Consider the following 24,036-nt stretch of genomic DNA (forward strand, 5'->3'; position numbering starts at 1 on the left):
CCTTTCCTACAGCCCAAAGCGAACAGGCCTTCTTGCGCATCTGAAGCTGAACCTCAGCTGTCACGCAAAAGCCCGAAACACTCTGCCGCTAGCCAGCAACAGTTCACCTGTGCAACATGGCGCGCGTGCTATCCACAAATGGGAATGCCTTAATATGAAACGTTTTCTTAGCATCGCCATGGCGTTGTGCATCGGCCTGACGATGGCCATCGACGCCAATGCCGCCAAGCGTTTTGGCGGTGGTAAAAGTTCGGGCGCCGCCCCGACTCACCAGACCAGCCAGATGGCGCCGTCCTCTGCCGCCGGTTCAACCGCTGCCACCGCAGGCGCTGCCGGTGCGGCTGGCGCTGCCACCAAGGCCAGCGGTGCTTCGCGCTGGCTCGGCCCACTGGCCGGCATCGCCGCCGGTGGCCTGCTCGCCTCCATGTTCATGGGCGACGGCTTCCAGGGCATGCAGATCTTCGACATCCTGATCATGGCGGTCATCGCCTTCCTAGTCTTCCGCTTCATTGCCGCCCGTCGTCGCAAGCAGCAGGAGCAACTCGCTCCGGCCGGTCACGCGCCAATGCAACGTGAAGTGTTCAACCAGCAGCCTGCCAGCGGCTCGATCTTCGGTGGCTCAGCCGCTCCAGTGGCCGCCCGCCCGGTGATCAACGCACCCGCCTGGTTCAACGAACAGCGCTTCATCGAAGCCGCTCGCAGCCACTTCATGTCCTTGCAGCAGCATTGGGACTCGAACGAAATGGACAAGATCGCCGAGTTCGTAACCCCGCAATTGCTGGAGTTCCTCAAGCGTGAACGTGCCGAACTGGGCGACGGCTACCAGTCCACCTACATCGACAACCTGCAGGTGCAGCTGGACGGCGTCGACGATCGGGCAGACAAGACCATCGCCACCCTGACCTTTGTCGGCGTGTCGAAGGACTCTCGCTTCGACCAGGGCGAAGCGTTCAGCGAAAGCTGGAACATGGAACGTGCCCAAGGCGAGAACCAGCCTTGGCTGGTTGCAGGTATCCGCCAGAACGGTTGAACCTTTGCGCGTTTCGCATGTTGAAATAAAAACCCCGGCCTTGGCCGGGGTTTTCTATTTCACGGTTGCATCTATAGCGAGCTACTGTATAAACCGCCCCATATGAAACCGCGCCATTGAGAAAGAGGATCCCCGGACGTGGAAGAAATCATCGAACAACTGCGTGAAGCCAACGAACCTGTACCGGTTCCACTGGAGTTGCCTGACGAAGACTTGCTGGTAGAGATCGAGGAGCAACTGTTCATCGATATCCCGTTCGTCTTCAGGGAGTTTTTGCTGACTGTCAGCGACGTCGTCTATGGCAGCCTGGAGCCGGTGACCGTTACCGATCCGCAATCCCATACCTACTTGCCCGACGTGGCAGCCAATGCCTGGGATGCGGGTGTCGATCGCAGCCTGATCCCGATCTGCCAGGACGGCGACGATTATTATTGCGTCGAAGAAGACGGCACGGTGGTGCTGTGGCAGGCCGAGGAAGAGCTGATTGCCGAGGAAACCTGGGAATCGGTCTGGCACTGGGCACGGGATGTCTGGCTGGAAAGCTGACGCGCCCATGCCTGGCGTCGGTCAATGCCCGGACGACTCCTTGTGATTGTCCAGCGTATCGAGCAAGGCCACCTGCATCCGCGTATGCAGGCGGACGAACCAGCGCCAGAGCAGCGCCGCCACCGCAGTCGCCACCACGGCAATCAATACCAGCAACTTGTTGGTCGGCAGGATACTGGCCGACAAGGCTGCCAGCAGCAGGAAAATCACCAGCAGCGACAGGATCGGGATCACTTCGGCGATGACCCGACGCACGCGCTGCGTGTGGCGGCCAGCCATCTCCGGCGTGACACCCAACTCCGCCAGCAGCATCGAAAGCGCCTTGAGCTTGCGGTACGCAGCGATCAGGAACGGTAGCGACAACAGCAGCGCCCCACCCCAGATCAATGCTTTTTGCCAGCTCGGATCGCTGATCCAGGCTTGCAGGTAAACCGACATCCGCTCGGCGAAATAGCCGCCCGAAACAAAAATCGCGATGACCAATGCCAGGTTGATGCCGACCTGCAGCAGGATTCGCCTGATCATGGCGGCCACCAGGGCGCTCTCGCCCTGTGGCTGAATACTGCGCAACCATTCGCCATACATGCCCAGCACGCGCGCCAGCCGTTGCGGCATTGCCGAGGCCAGCCTGACTGACAGCGGATCCGCGGCCCGAATCAAGTAAGGCGTCAGCAGCGTGGTCAGTACCGACACAGCCACCGCCACCGGATAAAGAAAATCGCTAGTGACCTGCAAGGTCATGCCCAGCGAAGCGATGATGAACGAAAATTCGCCGATCTGTGAAAGTCCCATCCCGACTCGCAGGGAGGTGCGTCCGTCATTGCCAGCGATAAAGGCGCCAAGACCACAGGAGAGCATCTTGCCCAGCACGACTGCGCAGGTGATCACGGCAATCGGCCAGGCGTATTGAAGCAAGATCGCCGGATCGAGCATGAGCCCGATCGCCACGAAAAATATCGCGCTGAACAAGTCGCGCACCGGCTCTACCAAGCGTTCGATTTTCAGCAACTGCCGGGACTCGGCCATGATCGCACCGATCAGGAATGCCCCCAGCACCATGCTGTATTCAAGCTTCACCACCAGCAGGCAGAAGCCGAAGCAAAGTCCCAACACCGTGATCAGCAGCATCTCGTTACTGTCGAATTTCGCCACGTACGCCAGCAATCTGGGCACCAACAGGATACCGATGACCAACGCCACGATCATGAACAACGATAACTTGCCGACCGTGGAGAACACCTCGCCGGAACTCACCGTGCCGCTGACGGCGATGCTCGAGAGCAAGGCGATGATGCCGATGCCGAGGATATCTTCGACGATGAGTACCCCGAAAATCAGCTGCGCAAAGCGCTCGTTTTTCATTTTCAGATCATTGAGCGCCTTGACGATGATCGTGGTTGAGGAGATGGCCAGGATCGCGCCGAGAAACAGCGAATCCATGGTATTCCAGTCGAACCAGCGGCCGATTTCATAGCCGATCCAGATCATCAGGACAATTTCGAGGAATGCTGCGATGAACGCCGTGGCGCCAACCTTGAACAGTTTGCGCAGGCTGAATTCCAGCCCAAGGCAGAACATGAGGAAGATCACCCCGAGCTCGGCCAGGATCTTGATGGTTTCTTCGTCGTGGATGAAACCGAACGGTGGCGTATGCGGGCCAATGATGAAGCCGGCGACGATATAGCCCAGCACTACCGGCTGCTTGAAACGATGAAAGAGTACCGTTACCAGCCCCGCCACCAGCATGATGATCGCCAGGTCCTGAATGAAGCTGATGGCATGCATAGTGAGGGCTCCTTGTGTGAATTACCTCGACGCGGAGTCGGGCGGTTCCGGTCCTTTTGTAGGAAATGCCTAAGTTGACGGGCTTTTGCAGGTTAACACCGCGACTTCCTGCAAAAAGACGGTGCAATATATGGAAACAGATCCACCCAAGCGTGACGGCAAGCAACGGCGCAGCGTCCCGATATGGGTGGCTGGAAAACGAGTGGCCACAACCCAACGCCCGCAGAGGCGCCTCCCCGAAATTGCTGCCTTGAACCGTGAGAACGTTATGGAACCCGGAAACGCCCAGCTGTCGATGACGGTGTTGATGACCCCCGATATGGCCAACTTCTCTGGCAATGTCCATGGCGGCACCTTGCTCAAATACCTCGATGAAGTTGCCTATGCCTGCGCCAGCCGTTACGCCGGGCGCTACGTGGTGACGCTTTCGGTCGACCAGGTCATCTTTCGTGAGCCGATCCACGTCGGCGAGCTGGTGACGTTCCTGGCGTCGGTGAACTACACCGGCAACACGTCGATGGAAGTTGGCATCAAGGTCGTGACCGAGAACATTCGTGAACGCTCGGTGCGCCATACCAACAGCTGCTTTTTCACCATGGTGGCCGTGGATGACCAACGCAAACCTGCGCCCGTCCCGCCATTGCACCCGCAGAACAGTGAGGAGAAGCGCCGCTACGAACAAGCCCAGCAGCGTCGGCAGATCCGCCAGGAGCTGGAACGGCGCTATCAGGAAATCAAGGCGGACGGGCCGTAAAGGCCACCGAAAACCAACTGTGGGAGCGAGCCTGCTCGCGATAGCATCAGCCCAGGCAACCGAAATCCCGTGGCGAGGGAGCTTGCTCCCGCTGGCCTGCGTAGCAGGCCCTGGCATTCCTGCAGGCAGACCGCATCAGCCGGTTTCGCGACTGCTGCGCCCGAGACGTCGGACCGGCCGAGCGGGAGCAAGCTCCGTCGCCACAGGGGCACCAGACACCAATCTGGCTCGCTCCCCTCAGTTTGCATGCGTCAAAGGCTGATCGGCGTGGCCTCGAAGCGCACGCGTGGATGGGCAATACGATCCTGGGCACGGATCAGTTGCAGCTCGTAGCTGGCACACGCCTGGGTTTCCAGCAGCACTTCGTGTACCGCCGAAGCGGTGAATTCGAATGCTGCCACCAGGCTGTCGCCCAACAGTATCCGCGCCAGGAACAACCCCGAGGTAAGGTCGCCTACCCCTACCGGCTGACGGGGAAACGCCAGCAATGGACGACGCAAGTGCCAGCCTCCGTCAGCCGTGACCAGCAACATCTCGAAGCTGTCGTCGGGCTTGCCGGGGTAAGCCAGGTGTTTGACCAGCACCACCTTCGGTCCACGAGCCAATAGCCCACGTGCCATGGCCAGGCAATCGAACAATGATTGCGCCTTGCGCCCGGCAAAACTGTCCAGTTCCAACTGGTTCGGACACATGATGTCCGCCACGGCAGCGGCCTCTTCCAGCAGAAACTCGCTCACCTCGGGCGCCACGATGCAGCCCTTCTCCGGATGCCCCATGACCGGGTCACACAGATACAGCGCTTTGGGGTTGCAAGCCTTGATCCGCGCCACGCCTGCCAGGATCGCCTGCCCCTGGGCCGCGCTACCCAGATAACCGGACAGCACTGCGTCGCAATTGCCGAGCTCGCCAATGGCCGCGATCCCCTCAACGAGAAGTGGAATCTGAGCAGGCGCCAACACTTCTCCTGCCCACTGCCCGTATTGGGTGTGATTGGAAAACTGCACGGTATTGAGCGGCCATACATTGACGCCGACCCGCTGCATTGGAAACACGGCAGCACTGTTGCCGGCGTGACCAAATATCACATGGGACTGGATGGCAAGCAGATGAGGCGTACGTTTCATGCAGGAAGCTTCCGTAAAACGAATGAAATTCAAGCGGCGCAGTATGCGACTAAACGCAGCCTGTACGACAGACCGGCGACGCAGTTAAGCTGACGGCAACTTGTTGGAGCACTTCGTTCATGCTGACCCTTGGAAACATTTTCGTGCTGATGCTGCTGGCTACCGGTGGCGCCTGGCTGTGGCACAACCATGGCTTGCGCGAACGGGCTCTGGCGAGGGTCATACAACACTGCGCCAATCTCAAGATCGAGCTGCTGGATGGCAACGTAGCGCTGCGCAAGATCGGGTTTATGAAAGACGGCAGCGGGCGACGGCGCCTGGCACGTGTCTATAACTTCGAATTCACAGTAACGGGCGAGACGCGTCATACCGGCACCATCACTCAATTCGGCGCCCACAGTGCACACATCGAACTGGCACCCTATCCGATGCCGTTCGAAGAAACCGCGCAGGCGCCCATCGAACCGGTCCAGACCCGGCCGCGGGCCGAGGTTATCGAGCTGAGCCAGTGGCGTCAGGAACACAATAAATGGAAGCCCTGAAACGAGGCTGACTCAAGGGTGGCGGCAGCTCGCCAGGCTCGCTTGAAGGATTCCCACGTCTTGAGGTTCGGCGAAGATCAGTTCGATTCGCGAATCCTGTCGCCATTCGCTCGCTTGCCACTCCAGCGGCCCTGCGTCCAACGCATTGGCGGAAACCCAACCGCCCTCGCTGTGGATAACCATCTTCGCGCGTTTCCAGTCTTTGCCGTGCAGCCATCGAGACAGCCGCGCGACGTCGAATCGTTGATCTGGATGCCAGCGCCAACCGATGCTCCAGCTTTCGCCCTGTTGCTGATGCAGGCAGATCGGCAACGTCGGGTCACTCCAGATGGCCGGCATCTGCCCCAGGCTCTTGGGCACATTCAAGTTATCGACAGCCAAGTTATCCACAGCTCCGTCGCCGCGATTCGCCAGGCCGGGCAGCCGATCAATCGGCAACGCAGCCTGATGGGTCCAATACAGCGCAATCTCGGGCAATTGGGAAGTAATGCCCACGCGATCGGCGTCGGTAAGGTCTTCGGACTTGTTCAGCACCAGCAACCCGGCGTCAGCCAGGACCTGTCGTTGCGCATCGGGCAACGGCCTGCCGTTCGCCATTGCCTGGGCATCCAGGACCAGCACACAAGGCTGGATGGTCAGCACGCCAAGCCAGGGCGCTTCGTTCAGCTGTCGCAAGAGCTGCGCCGGATGACCCAGCCCGGAGGGTTCGATGAACAGACGGTGCGGCCGCGCCTTGCGCAATAAACGGCCAAGGCCGATCTGAAACGGCGCTCCATTGACGCAACACAAACAGCCCCCGGCCACTTCGCCCAATGCGATACCATCGGCGGCCTGGGTCAGCAGCGCGGCATCCAGGCCGATCTGGCCGAACTCGTTGATCAGCACGGCCCACCGCTCATCAGCCGGACGCTGAGCCAGCAATTGCCTGATCAGGCTGGTCTTGCCTGCTCCCAAAGGGCCGGCAATCACATGGGTGGGTATGTTCTGCAACATGATCGATAGCTTTCGACGGAGGTTTAAATGCGAATGATCGGTTGGCTGTTACTACTGCTGACCTCGACCCAGGCCTTGGCCCAGGCGTGTGTAGTGCACAGCCAGGCGGAACGGCTCGATGTCAGAATCTGCCAGCAAAACCGCAACATTCCGCAAAAACTGTTCGCCGACGGCTTCTGCCAACCCAGCCTGGCCGGGCAGAAGGTCGTTGTGCAGTATGTCGATCAGTGCCCTGGCGGGGCATTTGGCATTTGCAGCGACGCCCAAGTCGCCAATATGCCTTATCGCCAGGATATTCACTATTACGGCGTAGCCACCGATGCGGCTTACCTGAGACCCTTTTGCGAAAGCCAAAGCCAGGGAAAATGGCTCAAGCCTTAGGCCAGCCAATCCAACGAAAGGATCAAACGCCGTTCGCCGGGCGCCAGTTGCGGTGAGCGATGGATCAGTCCGTGACCTTCATTGCCCTGCCACTTTTCACCTTTGAGCAGCGCCACATCACCACTGCGCATCTGCTGAATCAGACTCGCGTCGGCAGGCTCTGCTTCAGGCTGGGCCAATCGTCGACGGTCCATGACGCCTTCCATGAGCCATTGGCTGCCGACGCCGGCATAGGTGGTGATCAGCCGCACCGGCACATGGTCGACGTGAAAACGTGGGCACATTGCGTTATCCAACGCTCGCAAGCGCAGACCGACGCGCCGGGCACCGAGGAGGCAGGCAAACGCACTGACCAGCCAGGCGACATCCGCGACGAACCCTTCATATCCGTGCAGATCGCCGAAACCCGTGGCAAGGCCATGCAACGCCGGCTGCGTATCCTCGCTCGGTAGCTCAAGCACCATCGACTCGGCTAGGGGTTGGCCCATCGAGAGCAGCATCGCCGCAAAATCGCCGATATGCGCCGGGAGGTGACGCTGCCACACAGCCAGGTTGGTGTCGTCATCCAGAATCTGCGCGAAGGTGAGCGGCGTGTCTCCCTGGACCTGCCGCAGCTGCTTCAGACGAGGCGCCAGCATCACGCCGCGACCTCGTCATGCCAGGGGCCGAACGGGTCTGGCAACTGCCGCCAGCGCTCGATGCCCAGGCTCATTTCCGCGTCGGTTAGCAGGCAAGCGTCCAGTTCGGTGGCGAGCAGCGCGAAGTCTATATTCTGACCAATGAATACCAGCTCCTGGCGGCAATCACCGGAGGCCTCCAGCCAGCTTTTCATGATCGCGGCGATGCTCTCCTCATCCTGCGGCCAATGGCTTTTCGGCACGAACCTCCACCAGCGCCCGGCGAACCCGTGACGCATCAACCCGCCGGCCTGGGACCAACTGCCGGCTTCCTCATGTTTGCTGGCGAGCCAGAAAAAACCTTTGGAGCGCAGGAGCGTGCCATTGGTCCATGGGCGGTCGATAAAGTTGAAGAATCGTTGGGGATGAAACGGGCGACGGGCGCGGTAAGCAGTCGATGCGATGCCGTATTCCAAGGTTTCGGGCACATGCTCGCCGCGCAACTCCCGCAGCCAACCGGGCGCCTGCGCCGCGCGTTCAAAATCGAAGCGGCCCGTATCAAGGATCTGCCCCAACGGTACCTGCCCCATGACCATGGGAATAACCTGCGCCTGGGCATTCAGGCGCGACAGAATTGCGCTCAACTCTTCCCGCTCGGAGCGGCTTATGAGATCAATCTTGCTGATCAGGATCACGTCGGCGAACTCGATCTGCTCGATCAGCAAATCGGTTATCGAGCGCTCATCTTCGTCCCCGAGGGTTTCGCCCCTGGTGGAAAGGTTTTCCGCGGCCTGGTAATCCTTGAGGAAATTCACGCCATCGACCACTGTCACCATCGTGTCGAGCCTCGCAACGTCCGCCAGGCTGCGCCCTTCTTCATCGCGAAAGGTGAAGGTTTCGGCGACCGGCATCGGCTCCGAAATGCCCGTGGATTCGATCAGCAGATAATCGAAGCGGCCTTCCCTGGCAAGCTTGCCCACTTCCTCCAGAAGATCCTCGCGCAGCGTGCAGCAGATACACCCGTTACTCATTTCGACCAACCGTTCTTCGGCGCGATTGAGGCTGACATCTCGCTGCACTTCGCTGCCATCGATGTTGATCTCGCTCATATCGTTGACGATGACGGCAACGCGCAAATTGTCGCGATTACGCAACACATGATTGAGTAAGGTGCTTTTACCAGCCCCGAGAAATCCGGACAGCACAGTAACGGGGAGACGGTTGGGCATCAGGTTTATCCTCATCGGGGCGGCCGCTTCTGTGGCTCTATCAGGTTTGGGTTCGGCTAAAGGGGGGCAGATTTTAATGTTATAGTATTACACTCAATAACAGCCAACCCTTTTCTGCTTCTGGGCTCCTACAAAATGCTCAACCTCTTCAAATACCTGGTCGCAGCGCCACTGCTGCTGATAGCGACGGGCGTTTCGGCGCAAGGCGCTTTGTTGGGGACCTGCACCCGCAGCGCCAACGTGCTGGCCTGCGTAGATGGACAGGGCAATGCCTACAGCGTCGCTACGGCTGGCAATACAATTTATCTGCGTGGCTATGAGGTGGCTGGCCACCGCTACTGGGCCCAGGCAAACAGCCGATACGGCCAACTGACCTTCTTCACTGGACTGGCCTCCGATGGCGAAGCCTGGGTTGGATACAGCCGCCGTGTGGGCTGGACGACGATCAACCGTTTTTCCAGTTCTGGCGGCACCAGGGGCAGTTTTATGTGCGGACGCATGAACGGTTGTCAGGAGTCTCCACGCTGACGTTTCACGTGGAACCATCTGAGATGAAACTCTATTCATGAAAAAGGTCTCGTCGCTTTTGTTGTTATAATATAACATTAAAAACGAACCTCTCATGGACCTCGAAAATGAACGCGTTAACTCTGCCGGACATTGCGGCGCAGGCGTCTCGTCAAGCCATGCCGCTGGATTGGGTGGGCATGTGCGGTATCGCCGTGCCGGTGCTGGTGGACGGCCAGCGTTTGAGCGCCTCTGCCGATGCGGGCGTCAGTCTCGATGATGGCGAAGCGCGTGGCATCCATATGTCGCGTTTGTATATGGCACTCGAAAAGCTTGAATACACCGCGCTTTCTCCGGACCTGTTACGCCGGATCCTGCAAGAGTTTCTGGATAGTCATGAGGGTCTGTCCCGGAGTGCATCACTGACCCTGCGCACCGATCTGATGTACAAGCGCCCCGCTTTGATCAGCCCACTAGCCGGCTGGAAGCGTTATCCCATCGTTATCGAAGCCAGCCTTAAACACTCAGTGTTCCACGTGGAACTTCAAATCGGAATTCCTTATTCGTCTACTTGCCCTTGTTCGGCAGCGCTGGCGCGGCAATTAATCCAGCAGAAATTCCTCGACGATTTCGCGAATACGAACCTTGAGCACGCTGACGTTCTCGCGTGGCTAGGTTCTCAGAAAGGTATCGTGGCCACCCCTCATAGCCAGCGCAGCGTCGCCATCCTGAACCTGCGCTTGGACGCCAAGCTCGATGAGTTTCCGGTGTTACCGCTGATCAACGAGGCGGAGGCGGCGCTCGGCACCGCTGTTCAAACCGCCGTCAAACGCGTCGATGAGCAAGCCTTCGCGCTCGCCAATGGGCAGAACCTTATGTTCTGCGAAGATGCCGCGCGGCGCTTGAATATTGCGCTGAGGCCGCTGCCCTGGATTTCCTCCCTTGACGTACGAGTCGTTCATGCGGAAAGCCTGCACGCCCACGATGCTGTCGCCCAAAGCCATTGGCAACGGGAGGACTCATGATTCGTTGCCAGGGATTGAGTTGGGGTATCCCCGGGCACCCTCTCACTCCACCTCTGCACATGGAGCGCCCGGAGGGCAGCCTGACCGCAATCATTGGCGCCAACGGATCAGGGAAAAGCAGCCTGCTGAAAGTCCTCGCCGGGTTACAGAAGCCACTGACGGGGAAGGTCTCGCTCAACGTTCAACGGCGCGGCGGCGTGTCGTTCCTGCCTCAACAGCAGCACCTGGACCGGCAATTTCCCATCAGCCTGCAGGAATTGGTGGCGGCAGGTTCCTGGGGTAATCGACAGGAACCTGCCGCACGCAACCAACGACTCAAGGCGGTTCTCGACGACTGGGCCTTGAGCGGCCTGGAACATCGTCCGCTGATGGCGTTATCGGGTGGCGAGTTGCAACGGGCCCTTCTCGCGCGACTGAGCCTGACCGAAGCGCCACTCCTGTTGCTGGACGAGCCCCACGCAGCCCTTGATGAAAAAGGCCAGGCACTGCTGTGGGACAACATTCACCGATGGCATCGCGAAGGGCGCACCCTGGTGGTGGTTTGTCACGATTTGGCCGCGGTGCATCAACACATCCCCCATACCTTGCTGATCAATCCGTCCGGCTGCGTATTGGGTCGCAGCGCCGAATTGATCGCCCCGACGCCTTACACACAGGTCGCTTGATGCTCACCGCCACCCACTTCTGGCAGCCCTTCCAGGAATTTGTCTTTATGCGCCGGGCCTTGTTGGGCGGGTTGGTGTTGGCATGCAGCACGGCTCCGCTAGGCGTGTTTCTGATTTTGCGGCGCATGAGTCTGATCGGCGATGCGGTAGCTCACGGCATCTTGCCGGGCGCGGCCCTGGGTTTCTGGTTCGCCGGTCTGAGCCTGCCAGCCTTGACGGTGGGTGGCCTGGGCGCCGGCTTGAGCATGGCCGGGCTGGCGGCGTGGATCACCCGCCGCACCGGCCTGCGGGAAGATGCCAGCCTGGCGGCGATCTACCCCATCTCCCTCGCCGCCGGGGTGTTGATCCTCGGTATGGCCGGTAAACGCCTGGACTTGCTGCACCTGTTATTCGGCTCGGCGTTGGCCGTGGACGGCCCGACACTCACCGGCATGCTCTGGGTTTCGGCGGCCAGTCTGGTGGCGATGGCGTTGATCTACCGCCCGCTGTTACTTGACACCCTGGACCCACTGTTTCTGCAAACCGTCAGCCGTCTGGGTCCACTGGCCCACGGCGTATTCCTGACCTTGGTGGTGCTGAACCTGGTCATCGGCTTCCAGGCCATCGGCGCGTTGATGGTGGTCGGCCTGATGATGCTGCCGGCGGCCGCGTCGCGATTCTGGAGTCGTCGCCTGCCGATGTTGATGCTGGTCGCTGCATTGCTCGGTTGTCTCTCGGTGTGGCTGGGCCTGCTGTTGTCCTTCTATTTTTCGCTGCCCAGCGGGCCGGCCATCGTGTTGGTGGCGGGCGCGTCATATCTGTTGTCCGTGGTATTCGGTCCGGTGCACGGCTTGCTGCGCCGCCCGCCCCTGCTTACATCCCAATGAGGTGTTACCTGATGCGCGCCCTGCTCCTGATATTCAGCTTGATGCTGTCCATGTCCCTGCCTGCTGCTGAAAAACTCAAGGTGGTGACCAGCTTCAGCATCCTTGCCGACATGACCCGACAAGTCGGCGGCGAGCATGTCCAGATCACCAACATGGTGGGGCCGGACGCTGACGCACATACCTATGAACCCACGCCGGACGACGCCAAGGCATTGCTCGGGGCGAAACTGATCATCAAGAACGGGTTGGGCTTCGAGCCGTGGCTGGATCGCCTGGTGACCAGCACCGAAACCGGTGCCCCGGTCATCAGTGCCAGCCGTGGCGTGATTCCACGCTCGCTGGAAGAAGATGGCGAGACCATTCCCGACCCACACGCCTGGCATAACCTCGCCAACGCCGTGCTTTATGTCGGCAACATCACCAAGGCATTGGAGGCGGCCGACCCGGCGAACAAGGCCGACTACGAACGTAACAGCCAGGCGTACCTGAAGAGGATTTATGCACTACTCGCCGAAGCCAAGGCGAAGTTCGCTGCGTTGCCACCGGGCAATCGCAAGATCGTCACGTCCCACGATGCGTTCGGTTACCTGGGCCAGGCTTATGGTATCGAGTTTTTGGCGCCGCAAGGGTTGTCTACCGAGCGTGAACCGTCAGCCGCGGAAGTCGCTGCGTTGATCACCCAGATTCGTCAGGCAAAAGTCAAAGCCGTGTTCATGGAAAACATCAAGGACGCGCGCCTGCTCAAGCAGATCGCCGACGAAAGCGGCGCGCACATCGGTGGCACGCTGTACTCCGATGCCCTCGCCGCCAGCGGACCGGCCAGCACCTTTACCGGTCTCTTCGAATACAACCTCAACACACTCTACGAGGCACTCGGGCGGCCCTGATAACAGGCCGCTGATCAAGCCCTTGGCTTGACCGTCCCGCAATCCTGCCCCAGCCATACGGCGCGGGTATCCAGGCTGCCGTTCTGCTGGATACCCGTGGCGTTGAACGTGCCATTGACCTTGGTGGTGAATTCACGATCGCTCTGGAATGTCGCGATACCGTTGCCCTGGGCTTTCGGGCAACTGAAGCGGAATTTCCACTGGTTGCCGGTACGCTCGGTGATCTGCTGCTTGCAGCCTGATTGCGGATCTTGCAGCGGGATGTCATTGGTCTGCACCTGTGCCGGCGTCAGGCACACCCGAATCCCCTTGCCCCCCATGGTGATGCCCTGCTTTTCGAGCATTGCCCGCTGTTCAGGCGTCATCTGGTTCTGCAGTTGACCAAGGATCAATTGCAGGTCCGGCAGGTTCTGGTTGTCGACTTTCATGTTGCTGGTCGTCAATTCCCACAAGCCTGGTTGAAGCATCTGCGCCTGAGCCGCCACAGGAACCGACAAGCCAACGGCCAAGGCCAAACCCAGCAGACGAACATTCATTGCACAAACTCCAGAGGACAAGTGGCCGTTAGACGCCGCCTTCAGGCTTCGGTTCAGACCCGCGCCGAGTGAATTAAATAGCGACATTCGCCGTGGAACATGGTCTGTTAAGCATTGAAGTTTCAGGAGCAAGGCAGCCCCATGGATTTTTTTGGCCCGCATGTTTTCGGTTACCTGATCGCGCTGCTCCATACCCTCGGCTCCATCGCCGCCGTCCATGCGGTGCTGACGGTGCGTACCGCCCAGGGCTCGATTGCCTGGGCCCTGTCGCTGGTATTCATCCCCTACCTGACTTTGATTCCTTACCTGGTCTTCGGCCGCAGCACCTTCGACGGCTACATCAAGGCACGTCGACAAGCCAACGAGGAAATGCGCAAGGCGATCTCCGAGCTCAACTGGCGCCCCTGGGTCGAAGAAGCGCTGGCCGCTCGCGCCTCCCAGGCCTACGCCTCGTTACGAGCCATGCCGAAGTTGGGACGCACGCCGTGTCTGGCAAACAATCAGGTGCGTCTGCTGGTTGATGGCCCAGCTACGTTCGAAGCGATTTTCCAGGCCATCGAGAGCGCTCGCGAAGCGGTTCTGGTGCAATTTTTCATCATCCACGATGACCGGCTCGGTCAGCGCTTGCATGCGTTGCTGCTGAAGAAAGCCGCTGAAGGTGTGGCGGTCTATCTGCTTTACGACCGTATCGGTAGCCATTCCCTGCCCCATCGTTATGTCCAGGCCTTGCGCGACGGTGGCGTTCACGTCAAAGCGTTTGCCACTCGCAGCGGTTGGCTCAACCGGTTCCAGGTCAACTTTCGCAACCACCGCAAGATCGTCGCCGTGGACGGCGTGCTGGGGTTCGTCGGCGGGCACAACGTGGGCGATGAATACCTGGGGGAAAAACCACCCCTGGCACCGTGGCGCGACACTCATGTAGAGGTACGCGGCCCAGTGGTAGCGAGCATGCAGGAGTCCTTCGCCGAGGATTGGTTCTGGGCGGCGCGTTCCCTGCCGCCGCTGATCCTGCCAGACGCTTATCCGGACGACGGAGTGCTCTGCCAACTGCTGGCCAGCGGTCCGGCCGATGCCTACGAAACCTGCTCGCTGTTCTTCGTCGAAGCCATTCACGCGGCAAGCGAACGCATCTGGATAACCACGCCGTATTTCATTCCCGACGAAGCGGTATTCGCGGCTTTGCGCCTGGCCGTGCTGCGCGGCGTGGACGTGCGCATCCTGTTGCCGTCGCGACCGGATCACCGGATCGTCTACGCTGCGTCCAGTCTCTATGCGTTCGAAGCGGTGCGCGCCGGCGTGCGGGTGTTTCGTTATGAGCCGGGTTTCCTGCACCAGAAAGTGGTGCTGATCGACCGGGAAATCAGCGCCATCGGCAGCGCGAACCTGGACAACCGTTCGTTCAGGCTGAATTTCGAAGTCATGCTGCTGACCGTCGACATGGCCTTTGCCAGCGAGGTCGAGCAGATGCTCGAAAAGGACTTCGCCCAGGCCCACGAAGTGGCCAAACGGGAAAGCCGGGAAACCCACCGCCTGCAGAAGGTCGGGATGCGGATCGCCCGGCTGATTTCGCCGATTCTTTAAGGCGTGTAGATGTCGTCGCGGGTCCAGGGCAGCTCATGGCTACCATCAGCGTGGGCCTTCACCGCGAGGATCTGATGCAGGTTTATCCAGCCCTTGGCGAATGCATAGGCGCAGCCGGCCAGGTAAAGACGCCAGATCCGCAGCGCCTGTTCCGGCACTTCCCTGGAAGCGGCTTCGAGATTGTCCTCAAGGCGCTCGCTCCAATGGTCGAGAGTGCGCGCGTAATGCATGCGCAGGCTTTCCACATCGACAATTTCCAGCCCCGCTTCGCTGATCTCGGCGGAAATCATCGACAGATGAGGCAACTCACCGTTCGGGAATACATACTTTTCGATAAACTCACCCGCGCCGCGACCTACCGGACGCCCGTCGGTGTGCTTGGCGGTAATCCCGTGATTCATCACCAACCCACCCTCACGCACCGCGCCGTACAGCGTCTTGCAGTACTGCGCCAGGTTGGCATGCCCGACGTGTTCGAACATGCCGACGCTGACCACTTTGTCGAATCGGCCATCCTGGGGCAGGTCCCGGTAGTCCAGAAGTTGCAGATCTACCTGGTCCTCAAGGCCTTCGGCCTTTACCCGCTCCCGCGCCAACGCAAGCTGCGCCTTGCTCAGGGTAATGCCGAAGACCTTGGCGCCGAATTCCCGTGCGGCAAAGCGCGCAAGACCACCCCAGCCGCATCCGACGTCCAGCAGGTAATCGCCGGGTTGCAGGCGTAGCTTGCGGCACAGATGGCGGAATTTGGCTTGTTGCGCTTGCTCGAGGGTTTCACTGCCGGTCTCGAAATACGCACAGGAATACACCATGTCGCTGTCGAGCCAGAGTTGATAAAACGCGTTGGAGAGATCGTAATGATAGGAGATGGCCTTGGCGTCGGTTTCCTTGTCGTGCACCGCACGCACCGGCAGATGGCTCTCGTCTTCGTCCACCAGAGCCTGGCTCAGCTCGTCACACACCCGGATGACTTCGTTGATCGAGCCCTCCAGTTCGAGTTTGCCTTCGACAAACGCCGCTCCCAGGGCATCCAGGCTGGGGTGGGTGAATTGCGCGACCATTTGTGGGTCCTTTACCACGATCGTGACGCTGGGATCGGCACCCAGCGTAAATTCATGGCCGTCCCAGAGCCGCAACCGAAGCGGTAGGTGCAAATTCTGTAAGGCCGGTGGAAGTTGAGCCAGCATGTAATAACCTCCCCATGTTTCAGATTGTTTCAGACGTCTGAAATGAGGGTAGACCATCGTGGAAAAATAGCAGGCTATCGAATTTATAGCCTTTTTCTATCGTCTTCCATCTACCGCCGAGCGGTGACTGCCTGGATTGGTGGGCCCTCTCGCTAGAGACTGCGGGTGCGGGCGACAGTTCGCTCGGGGGTCGTCAGCGGCTACCCGGCTGGATCTTCGCCAAGGGCTCGTGAAACCGCAGCAGTCGTCCCGCATTGCCCAGCACCAGCAATGTGCTCAGGTTATGCAGCAACGCGGCAATCATCGCCCCCGCGGCTCCGAGCCAGCCGAACGCAGCGAAAGCGACGATCGCCAGCGTCCAGCCCAAGCCGATGATCACGTTGACCTGCAACGTGCGTCGGCACTGGCGACTCAACCGCACGCAAGTTCCGAGACGTCGCAGATCACTGCCGATCAGCACGATATCCGCCGACGCCAGGGCGATATCGGCACCGCCCGCGCCCATCGCCACGCCCACCACACCGGCTTTCAGCGCAAGCGAATCGTTGATCCCGTCACCCACCACCATCGGACGGAAACCCTGGTCGATTTCGGCCATGACCCGGTCAAGCTTATCCTCCGGCAGCGCCTGTGCCTGCAGCTCGCTGATACCGACATCGTGCGCCAGGGCGGCGGCCACACTCTGGCGATCACCCGTGAGCAATAACTGGCGTCCCAACCCCAGCGCCCGCAGTTCGGTCATGGCCACCCGCGCTTCCGGCTTGACGCTGTCGGCCAGCAGCAGCCAGGCGCGGAACTGCCCGTCCAGTGCCAGGCCGGCGATCGGGCCGTCATGACTGGGAACCGTCGGTGTCTCGATGCCCAACCGGGCAAACAATTCGGGTCGGCCAAGGGCGGCCTCCCCCCGTCCTGTCATGGCAACTACACCGAGGCCCTGGCGTTCGTGAATATCGGTCAGCGGCAGATAATCTTGCGCTGTCACCAGCCCCGCCAAGGCACGACTGACCGGATGACTGCTGGCCGATCCGAGGCTCGCGGCCAATGGCAGCAATGCGGCAGGGTCGTCCGCGATACTTTCGATCGATTGCAGGCGCAGGGTGCCGTAGGTCAGGGTCCCGGTCTTGTCGATGACCAACGAGGTGAGGTCCGCCAGCTCCTCGAGAAAAGCCGAGCTGCGAATCAGGATGCCGTGGCGCGCCGCCACCGCAATCCCGGCGATGGCTGTCGCCGGGGCTGACAGCACCAAGGCACAGGGACACGCCGCCACCAGTACCGCCAACATCGCCTGGGCGTCATTGGTGACAAACCAGGTAACCGCCGCCAGCAACAACACCAGCACCAGATAACTTCCGGCGTAGCGTTCAAGCAAACGAGTGATTGGCGGTTTCGAGCGCTCGGCGTTCTGCATCAGCGCAATGACTTTGCCCAGCGTCGATTCATCGCCGGTGCGGGTCACTTCCAGGCGCAACAGACCGTCAAGGTTGATCGCGCCGCCAAAGACTTCAACACCCGCCACCGCCTCCAATGGCACCGACTCACCCGTAATGGGCGCGGTGTCGAGGCTCGCTTGGCCGGACAACACCCGACCATCTGCGGGCACCCGGTCGCCGGCACGGACCTCCACTACATCGCCGGGTCGCAACGTAGCGTTATCCACTTCGATGACCGAGCCATCGGCCTGCACTTTGCGGCCCTGGCTGCGCGTCAATTGGCCAAGGGCATCGATCGCTTCCTGGGACCCGATGACGCTGCGCTCTTCCAGCACATGGCCGAAAATCATGATGATCGGCAACAGCGCCGCCGTCAGCAGGTCGCCGGTAGCCCAGGCCCCCAGCATCGCCAGGGCGATCAACTGATCGGTAATCCCATGCAGGCTTGGATAACGCAGGCTGTACCAGGCCGAGCGCATCACCGGCACCGCCACCAACAGCGAGGCAAACCCCAACAGCAGTTGGCTGACGGTACCCTGCTCCGGCAACCAGACGCGCCAGGCCAGGCCCAGGGCAAGCAAGCCGAGGGCGAGCATCGCCAGGGTCAGTTGCCGAGCGGCCGCGCGTTGCTCGGCAGTGGACAGCATCGGCATGTTGATACTCTGCGCGGTCATTGCCCGCCTCCCTGGATGATCAGACGAGAATCGTCTTTCGGGTCGACCGTGGTGACGGAACCAGCCCGACCAAGAATCCCGGGCATGCGTTCGCGGTACAGACGCAGCAGCATCTGCGGATCGCTGTCCTGGGTTTTCGCCAGGCCCGACACCGAGGCTGTGTCGGTCGACGCCTTGGCAAGTCGTTCGCTGGCCTGGGCATGGGCGACTTGTAACGCACGGTCGGCTTCCTCGCGGGCAGCCTGGGCCTGTTTCTCCGCCTCGGTTCGGGCGTTGGCGACCGCTTTGTCGGCCTGCTGGCTGGCCGTCAGCACCGCATTGAATGCGCTCACCGCCGGCCCCGGCAGGCTCGATTGCACGTCGACCCGCACCACTTCGATCCCCAAGCCCTGCCCTGTCGCGGTCAGGTCAGCCAGGCGCCGATTGATGCCCTGCACCAGGTCGCCACGCAAGCGTTCACGGCGCTCCGCGGCCTGGGTATCGCTACCCATCAGTTCGGGGCGGGCCACCAGAATGGTGTCCAGGTCTCGCGCCGCGGCAAGCGCCACGGCACTTCTCGTCGCCAACCGGTCCAACGCTGGCAATACATGTTCGCCTTGGAGGACAAACGCATAAGGCTCGATGACCTTGTAAAAGAGCCGCACATCCAGTTGCACCACGCCCGCATCGCCGGTCAACAGATAACCGGAGCCCGCGAGTTCGTCGCTGACCGGCGTGGCGAAACTGGCGACGCGATCAGCCTGCAAGGCCGCATCTGAACGCAGCAGACTTTCCACCCGGCGCTCCAGCACCCGGTCTGCCGCCGGCAGCAAAATCACTTGTTCCACGGGACGCGGCCACGCCAATAACAGACCGGGTTTCTGGATTCGGTCCAACGCACCAAAGTGCAAAACCACCGCCCGGCTCTGCGGATCAATTTGCCGCACATTGGAAAATGCCCAGGCCAACGCCGCCAGCACAGTCACAGCATAGAGCGCGAGGAACGCCAGACGCCCGGCCTGAATCCACGGGCTGGATAACTCATTTGTTCCACGTGGAACCAAGCTCATGGTTGTGTTCCACCTTTAGGCTCCAGGGCGGGTGGACCATCCACCAGAACGCGAAACGGTGCCGCATCAGTGCGCAAGATCAGTTTGGTGCCGGGGCCGACAATGGTGTTCAAGGTGTCCAGCGAGCGCAGCAAATTATAAAGCTGCGGCGAACCGGCATAGGCCTTACCGTAGATTTCAGCTGCTTCGACGCGGGACTGCGCTTCGATACTGGCTGCTTTAACCGTGGCATCAGCCTGAATGATTCGCGCATCGCGTTCGGCCGCCGAGCGAATCTGCGCCGCTTCGCGTTTGCCGATGGCTGTGCGCTCCGTGGCGATGGTTTCACGCTCAGCCCGCATCCGATCCACGGTCGCGGTGAGCGTCACCGAGGGCAGCGTCAGGCGTTCGATACCCACCTGCAAAACCCGCACGCCATAAGTGGCGAGCAATTGTTGCTCGATCTGCTGACGCAACTGGGCTTCGAAATCGGCGATATGCACCTGACTGGCGTCGGTATTGACTAGGTTTGCCAAATCAAAACTGGCGGCCGTTGTTTCCAGCGCCGAGCCGACGAAGGTGCGAATCTGCCGCGCGGCTTCGTCCGGCTGGTTCTGCACGGCGCGCATGAAGCGCTGCACATGGTCCGGGTCACCTTGGACCTGCCACGCCACATAGGCCTGGACGATGATCCGCAGACCGTCGCGCGTACCGACGTCCTGCAATCCGCTGGAGGTGGTGCGCAGCCTCAGGTCTACCGGGATCGCAGCCTCGAAAGGTGCCGGCCAGCGCCAGCCCAGGCCGGGTTGCAAAAGTACCCGCGCCGGGTTGCCGAAACGGGTAATGACAGTGGCCTCCCCCGAACGCACCTGTACCAGGCTGGCGGCCGCAACGGCAAACGCCACCAGCAGCGCGGCCCAGCACATCCGCCGCCATGGAAACGGGCCGGCGTGCTGCGGATCGCCATGATGGTGGTGATGTCCATGATGATGCCCGGCATGACCGTGATCGTGACCGGCATGGTCGTGATGACCATGGGAAGAGGACTGGCTCAATGGGCAGCTCCTGGCTGGACAGGTTGGTTTGGCGATGCAGGATCCGCCGGCAGCGTGAAAGTGCGCAGGTCAATGGTCGGCGCGTTGCCGTTGCCGCCCAGGCGATGGTCAAGGATCAGCAAGCTGGCGCTGCCGAGGCCCTGGCTCAGTTGACCGAGGTATTGCTCCAGCACGAAGGCATGACCAGCCGTCGCGTAGGCTTGGCGTTCGGCGCGAAAGCGCAGGTCGGCGGCTTGGGCAGTGGCGTTGATTTCTCGCGCCGTGGCTTGGGCCTGGTCGTTGGCGGTGCTGGCTTGCAGTTGCGCCTGGTTGACCTGCTGCGCAGCGGCGCCACGCTCGCGGGCGATTAACGCCTGGGCGCCGATCTGCGCCGCTTGCACACCGTGGTAGGCATTGGCTGCGCCGGCCGGCGGATGGATCGCCTCGACCACTGTCGCAAGAATCTCTACGCCACTGTCGAGCGATTGCAGATCGGCCTGTACAGCGCGACCGATTTCCTCCGCCAGGCTGACACGGTCCGCGCCCAGCAAGCCATCCAGCGTGCGCGAGGCAAATTCATGCACCAGGACGCGGCTGGCCGTGCTGCGAATCAGCGTCGGCACATCCGCACTGTGGTAAGTCGCCGCCAGCGCCGCTGCATCCGTCAGGCCGATGCGATAGACGAAGCGTACGTCCATGTTGACGATCTGGAAGCTCTGCTGATCCGCGCGACGGCTGGCGATAACCTGGGATTTGTCATTCACGTGGCTGGCATCCCACAACCGATTGGCGATAGCCGGAGCCGGTCCCTCTGCCGGTTCCGCGACCGAGGCCGTCTTGCCGTCGCCGCTGGTAGCCAACTCGTGGACGACACCGTTCTCGACGCTCAATACCCTGCCCCATGGCCATGGCAAACCCGCGTGGAGGCCCGGACCAAAGACCTGTACCGGCTTGCCGAAACGTTCATAGATGCCGCGCCCTTGCAGCGGCACCTCATGCACGCCGGTCAGCAGCCACCCCATCAGCGCTACCAATGCCAGCACCGGAAAAAACGCCCGGCGCATGTAGCTGAACGCCCAGATCTGGCGCAGGTCGATGCCAAAACGATTGTGCAACTCATGCTGCAAGGCCAACAGCGGTCGCGGCGGCCAGCGCAGCAGATCGGCGACCACACTGCGTCCCAAAAGCGCCGGTTCCAAGGTGTTCCGGCGCGGGCTGAATAACGCCAGCAGCGCGCGTAGCATCAACTCCACCGCCACCAGACCCGGCAACAATCCGATCAACACCGCCAGGCGTACCGGCCAGAGGGACGCCTCCCCGGCGAAGAGCAGACACACGGCAGCCAGTACCAGCACGATGATCGGCACCCGTGTCAGTTGCGCCAGCGGCGCCGCTTCGGGCCATTCGATCGGCGACTGTTGAGCCAGCTGGCGCTCGAACACCAGCAACCCGAACGCCAGCACTAACGAAAGCACCGCGCCGACGCTGGCCGCCACGCCAAGCGAAGCGGCAGGCAACGCCAAGTCCCAGGTTTGCTCCAGAACCAGCAACGACAGCAGCGCCCAGCCGGCAAGCCACAGAAGCGGTCCGCCGATTTGCTGCAGCAGACCGATCCAGCGCGCGCTGATTCGCTCAAGCAGGCGCTCGTACCAACCCGAGTTATCAACAGGCTCGTCTGCGACCGGCAGGATATCCACCACCGGCAGCAGGGCCTTGCTGCGCCATTGCGTGATCCACCAGGCCGATTGCAATCCGGCCACCAGCACCGATAAAGCCGCGCCTTGGCTCACCAGCAACGCCGGCCATATCGATTGTGGCGAAAAAAGCCCGATGAAAAACGCCGACACCAGCCCCAGCCCCGCGAGGCCGCCCAGTACGAGCGCGGTCCGCTTCAAGCGCAGCCCTTGGAATGCGGCGCGCTGGAAGCGCGGCCAGTCGGCCACGTGTGCCCCGTCTATTTCCAGATCGACTTGCATGTCACTCCAGTGCTTGTGGCATTCGAGAACCGGACACGCGAGGCCTACGTCACCGCATCGCTCCGTTACATGTCGTTACCTTATAACCAACGCTGTGAAATTTCCGTTTTGAATTCTTCATGGCAAACCCTGCGGCGAACGCTTGACTTAAGCCTTGACCGTTATCCGCGAAAACCCTCATATTACGGTCATAATTTTTCGCCAGACATGAGGAAACCGGTAATGAGCAATTACGACGTGATCATTCTGGGCGGCGGCCCCGGCGGTTATAACGCAGCGATCCGGGCCGGACAGTTGGGGTTGAAGGCGGCCTGCGTGGAAGGCCGTGCCACCCTCGGCGGCACTTGCCTGAACGTCGGTTGCATGCCTTCCAAGGCGTTGCTGCACGCCTCCGAACTGTACGCAGTAGCCAAGGGCGCGGAGTTCGCCCAGCTGGGCATCAACGTCACCCCTACCCTCGATCTCGCGCAAATGATGAAACAAAAGGATGAAAGCGTCGCGGGCCTGACCAAGGGCATCGAGTTTCTGTTTCGCAAAAACAAGGTTGACTGGATCAAGGGCTGGGGCCATATCGACGGCCCCGGCAAAGTCACCGTCACCGGTGAGGACGGTGGCAAGACCGAACTGAGTGCCAAGGACATCGTCATCGCCACCGGCTCCGAGCCGACGCCACTGGCGGGGGTCGACATCGATAACCGGCGCATTCTCGATTCCACCGGTGCGTTGTCCCTGAGCGAAGTGCCTCGGCACCTGGTGGTGATCGGCGCTGGCGTCATCGGCCTTGAACTCGGTTCAGTCTGGCGGCGCCTGGGTGCCGAAGTCACCGTCGTGGAATACCTCGATCGCATTTGTCCAGGCGTCGACGGCGAAGCCGGCAAGACCCTGCAGCGGGCCCTGGCCAAGCAGGGCATCCAGTTCAAGCTGAGCGCCAAGGTGACCCGCGCCGTTTCCTCGGCGAGCGGCGTGCAACTGCAAATTGAACCCGCGGCCGGAGGCGAGGCGCAAACCCTGGACGCCGACTACGTACTGGTTGCCATCGGCCGTCGGCCTTATACCCAAGGCCTGGGGCTGGAAAATGCAGGATTGGCGACCGACCAACGCGGCATGCTCGCCAACCAGCGCCACCGCACCGAAGCGCCCGGCTTCTGGGTGATCGGCGACGTGACGTCCGGGCCGATGCTTGCGCACAAGGCCGAAGACGAGGCCATGGCCTGCATCGAACAGATTGTTGGCAAGGCCGGCGAAGTCAATTACGAATTGATCCCCAACGTCATCTATACCCGTCCTGAACTGGCCAGCGTCGGCAGGACCGAAGAGCAGCTCAAGGCCGAAGGCCGCGCCTACAAGGTCGGGAAATTTCCGTTCACCGCCAACAGCCGGGCGAAGATCAATCATGAAACCGAGGGGTTCGCCAAGGTATTGGCCGACGAGCGCACCGACGAAATTCTCGGCGTGCACCTGGTAGGCCCGAGCGTCAGCGAGATGATCGGAGAGTACTGCGTAGCGATGGAATTCGGTGCCTCGGCCGAGGACATCGCTCTGATCTGCCACCCTCACCCCACTCGCTCGGAGGCGTTGCGCCAAGCAGCGATGAACGTGGAGGGGATGGCGACGCAGATGTAGTCACCCGGCTGAATGGAAC

General features: G+C 61.0%; 23 protein-coding genes. 12 read left to right on the forward strand and 11 right to left on the reverse strand.

The window, feature by feature from the left end; genetic code table 11:
- Nucleotides 1–154 precede the first annotated feature (154 nt).
- Both J3P96_RS27530 and J3P96_RS27535 read left to right on the forward strand, forming a co-directional pair.
- Entirely contained in the window at nt 155–1,030 is an 876-nt protein-coding gene (locus J3P96_RS27530; protein ID WP_434570624.1) for a Tim44 domain-containing protein, read from the forward strand.
- A gap of 138 nt (nt 1,031–1,168) precedes the next feature.
- On the forward strand, nt 1,169–1,576 hold the full coding sequence (locus J3P96_RS27535) for an SMI1/KNR4 family protein (protein WP_003187120.1): 408 nt from the start codon (nt 1,169–1,171) through the stop codon (nt 1,574–1,576).
- 21 nt (nt 1,577–1,597) lie between these two features.
- Here the strand turns inward: J3P96_RS27535 and J3P96_RS27540 are convergent, their stop codons facing one another.
- Nucleotides 1,598–3,361 carry a cation:proton antiporter gene (locus J3P96_RS27540; protein ID WP_434654436.1) on the reverse strand — a complete coding sequence of 588 codons (1,764 nt, stop codon included), beginning with the start codon at nt 3,359–3,361 and terminating at the stop codon, nt 1,598–1,600.
- 268 nt (nt 3,362–3,629) lie between these two features.
- Here J3P96_RS27540 and J3P96_RS27545 point away from each other — a divergent pair, with 268 nt between their 5' ends.
- A complete protein-coding gene (locus J3P96_RS27545) occupies nt 3,630–4,115 on the forward strand; it encodes an acyl-CoA thioesterase (protein WP_305497705.1) in 486 nt (161 codons plus the stop codon).
- A gap of 251 nt (nt 4,116–4,366) precedes the next feature.
- Here J3P96_RS27545 and pdxY read toward each other — a convergent pair whose 3' ends face one another.
- On the reverse strand, nt 4,367–5,239 hold the full coding sequence (gene pdxY, locus J3P96_RS27550; protein ID WP_434570629.1) for a pyridoxal kinase PdxY: 873 nt from the start codon (nt 5,237–5,239) through the stop codon (nt 4,367–4,369).
- 119 nt (nt 5,240–5,358) lie between these two features.
- On the opposite strand from pdxY, the gene J3P96_RS27555 reads away from it, so the two are divergent.
- Nucleotides 5,359–5,781 (forward strand): DUF3301 domain-containing protein, encoded by a 423-nt coding sequence (locus J3P96_RS27555; protein ID WP_434654437.1) that lies wholly within the window; start codon nt 5,359–5,361, stop codon nt 5,779–5,781.
- Between the two features lie 12 nt (nt 5,782–5,793).
- Here the strand turns inward: J3P96_RS27555 and J3P96_RS27560 are convergent, their stop codons facing one another.
- Nucleotides 5,794–6,774, reverse strand: a complete 981-nt coding sequence (locus J3P96_RS27560) for a CobW family GTP-binding protein (protein ID WP_434654440.1) — start codon at nt 6,772–6,774, stop codon at nt 5,794–5,796.
- A gap of 27 nt (nt 6,775–6,801) precedes the next feature.
- Between J3P96_RS27560 and J3P96_RS27565 the strand changes: the two genes are divergently transcribed.
- Nucleotides 6,802–7,155 carry an NADH:ubiquinone oxidoreductase gene (locus J3P96_RS27565; protein WP_434654443.1) on the forward strand — a complete coding sequence of 118 codons (354 nt, stop codon included), beginning with the start codon at nt 6,802–6,804 and terminating at the stop codon, nt 7,153–7,155.
- Here the strand turns inward: J3P96_RS27565 and J3P96_RS27570 are convergent.
- Nucleotides 7,152–7,793, reverse strand: a complete 642-nt coding sequence (locus tag J3P96_RS27570; RefSeq protein ID WP_434654445.1) for a DUF1826 domain-containing protein — start codon at nt 7,791–7,793, stop codon at nt 7,152–7,154. The two genes, J3P96_RS27565 and J3P96_RS27570, sit on opposite strands and share 4 nt — an antisense overlap.
- Complete coding sequence (gene zigA / locus J3P96_RS27575; protein ID WP_434654447.1) at nt 7,793–9,001, reverse strand: zinc metallochaperone GTPase ZigA; 1,209 nt, start codon at nt 8,999–9,001, stop codon at nt 7,793–7,795. Before zigA ends, J3P96_RS27570 begins: the two co-directional genes overlap by 1 nt.
- A 135-nt stretch (nt 9,002–9,136) precedes the next feature.
- Between zigA and J3P96_RS27580 the strand changes: the two genes are divergently transcribed.
- The 5 genes from J3P96_RS27580 to J3P96_RS27600 all read left to right on the forward strand — a co-directional run bounded on the left by J3P96_RS27580 (nt 9,137) and on the right by J3P96_RS27600 (nt 12,951).
- Complete coding sequence (locus tag J3P96_RS27580; protein WP_434654449.1) at nt 9,137–9,529, forward strand: glutamine synthetase; 393 nt, start codon at nt 9,137–9,139, stop codon at nt 9,527–9,529.
- A gap of 107 nt (nt 9,530–9,636) precedes the next feature.
- Nucleotides 9,637–10,533 (forward strand): GTP cyclohydrolase FolE2, encoded by an 897-nt coding sequence (gene folE2, locus J3P96_RS27585; RefSeq protein ID WP_434654451.1) that lies wholly within the window; start codon nt 9,637–9,639, stop codon nt 10,531–10,533.
- Complete coding sequence (locus tag J3P96_RS27590) at nt 10,530–11,198, forward strand: metal ABC transporter ATP-binding protein (protein ID WP_434654454.1); 669 nt, start codon at nt 10,530–10,532, stop codon at nt 11,196–11,198. Before folE2 ends, J3P96_RS27590 begins: the two co-directional genes overlap by 4 nt.
- A complete protein-coding gene (locus J3P96_RS27595) occupies nt 11,198–12,064 on the forward strand; it encodes a metal ABC transporter permease (protein WP_434654456.1) in 867 nt (288 codons plus the stop codon). The genes J3P96_RS27590 and J3P96_RS27595 overlap by 1 nt, the downstream gene beginning before the upstream one ends.
- Before the next feature lie 11 nt (nt 12,065–12,075).
- Nucleotides 12,076–12,951: a metal ABC transporter substrate-binding protein gene (locus J3P96_RS27600; RefSeq protein ID WP_434654459.1), complete on the forward strand. Its 876-nt coding sequence runs from the start codon at nt 12,076–12,078 to the stop codon at nt 12,949–12,951.
- Nucleotides 12,952–12,965: 14 nt separating this feature from the next.
- Here the strand turns inward: J3P96_RS27600 and J3P96_RS27605 are convergent, their stop codons facing one another.
- Entirely contained in the window at nt 12,966–13,487 is a 522-nt protein-coding gene (locus J3P96_RS27605; RefSeq protein ID WP_434570647.1) for a DUF3617 domain-containing protein, read from the reverse strand.
- Nucleotides 13,488–13,628: 141 nt separating this feature from the next.
- Between J3P96_RS27605 and cls the strand changes: the two genes are divergently transcribed.
- Nucleotides 13,629–15,068, forward strand: a complete 1,440-nt coding sequence (gene cls / locus J3P96_RS27610; protein ID WP_434654462.1) for a cardiolipin synthase — start codon at nt 13,629–13,631, stop codon at nt 15,066–15,068.
- Here cls and cfaB read toward each other — a convergent pair.
- The 5 genes from cfaB to hflK (J3P96_RS27635) form a co-directional block, all read right to left on the reverse strand.
- The gene (cfaB, locus tag J3P96_RS27615) at nt 15,065–16,252 is read right to left on the reverse strand and encodes a C17 cyclopropane fatty acid synthase CfaB (protein WP_434654464.1); all 1,188 of its coding nucleotides are present in this window, start codon (nt 16,250–16,252) and stop codon (nt 15,065–15,067) included. The genes cls and cfaB overlap by 4 nt on opposite strands.
- A gap of 193 nt (nt 16,253–16,445) precedes the next feature.
- Nucleotides 16,446–18,356 carry a heavy metal translocating P-type ATPase gene (locus tag J3P96_RS27620; protein WP_434654466.1) on the reverse strand — a complete coding sequence of 637 codons (1,911 nt, stop codon included), beginning with the start codon at nt 18,354–18,356 and terminating at the stop codon, nt 16,446–16,448.
- Nucleotides 18,353–19,405: a protease modulator HflK gene (gene hflK, locus J3P96_RS27625; RefSeq protein ID WP_434654469.1), complete on the reverse strand. Its 1,053-nt coding sequence runs from the start codon at nt 19,403–19,405 to the stop codon at nt 18,353–18,355. The genes J3P96_RS27620 and hflK (J3P96_RS27625) overlap by 4 nt, the downstream gene beginning before the upstream one ends.
- The gene (gene hflC / locus J3P96_RS27630; protein ID WP_434654472.1) at nt 19,402–20,439 is read right to left on the reverse strand and encodes a protease modulator HflC; all 1,038 of its coding nucleotides are present in this window, start codon (nt 20,437–20,439) and stop codon (nt 19,402–19,404) included. The genes hflK (J3P96_RS27625) and hflC overlap by 4 nt, the downstream gene beginning before the upstream one ends.
- Nucleotides 20,436–22,394, reverse strand: coding sequence for a protease modulator HflK (gene hflK, locus J3P96_RS27635; protein WP_434654474.1), 1,959 nt, complete (start codon nt 22,392–22,394; stop codon nt 20,436–20,438). Before hflK (J3P96_RS27635) ends, hflC begins: the two co-directional genes overlap by 4 nt.
- A 222-nt stretch (nt 22,395–22,616) precedes the next feature.
- Between hflK (J3P96_RS27635) and lpdA the strand changes: the two genes are divergently transcribed.
- The gene (lpdA, locus tag J3P96_RS27640; protein ID WP_434654477.1) at nt 22,617–24,017 is read left to right on the forward strand and encodes a dihydrolipoyl dehydrogenase; all 1,401 of its coding nucleotides are present in this window, start codon (nt 22,617–22,619) and stop codon (nt 24,015–24,017) included.
- The last annotated feature ends 19 nt before the right edge of the window (nt 24,018–24,036 follow it).

It is taken from the genome of Pseudomonas sp. R3-56 (assembly GCF_051132075.1).
Taxonomy (GTDB): Bacteria; Pseudomonadota; Gammaproteobacteria; order Pseudomonadales; family Pseudomonadaceae; genus Aquipseudomonas.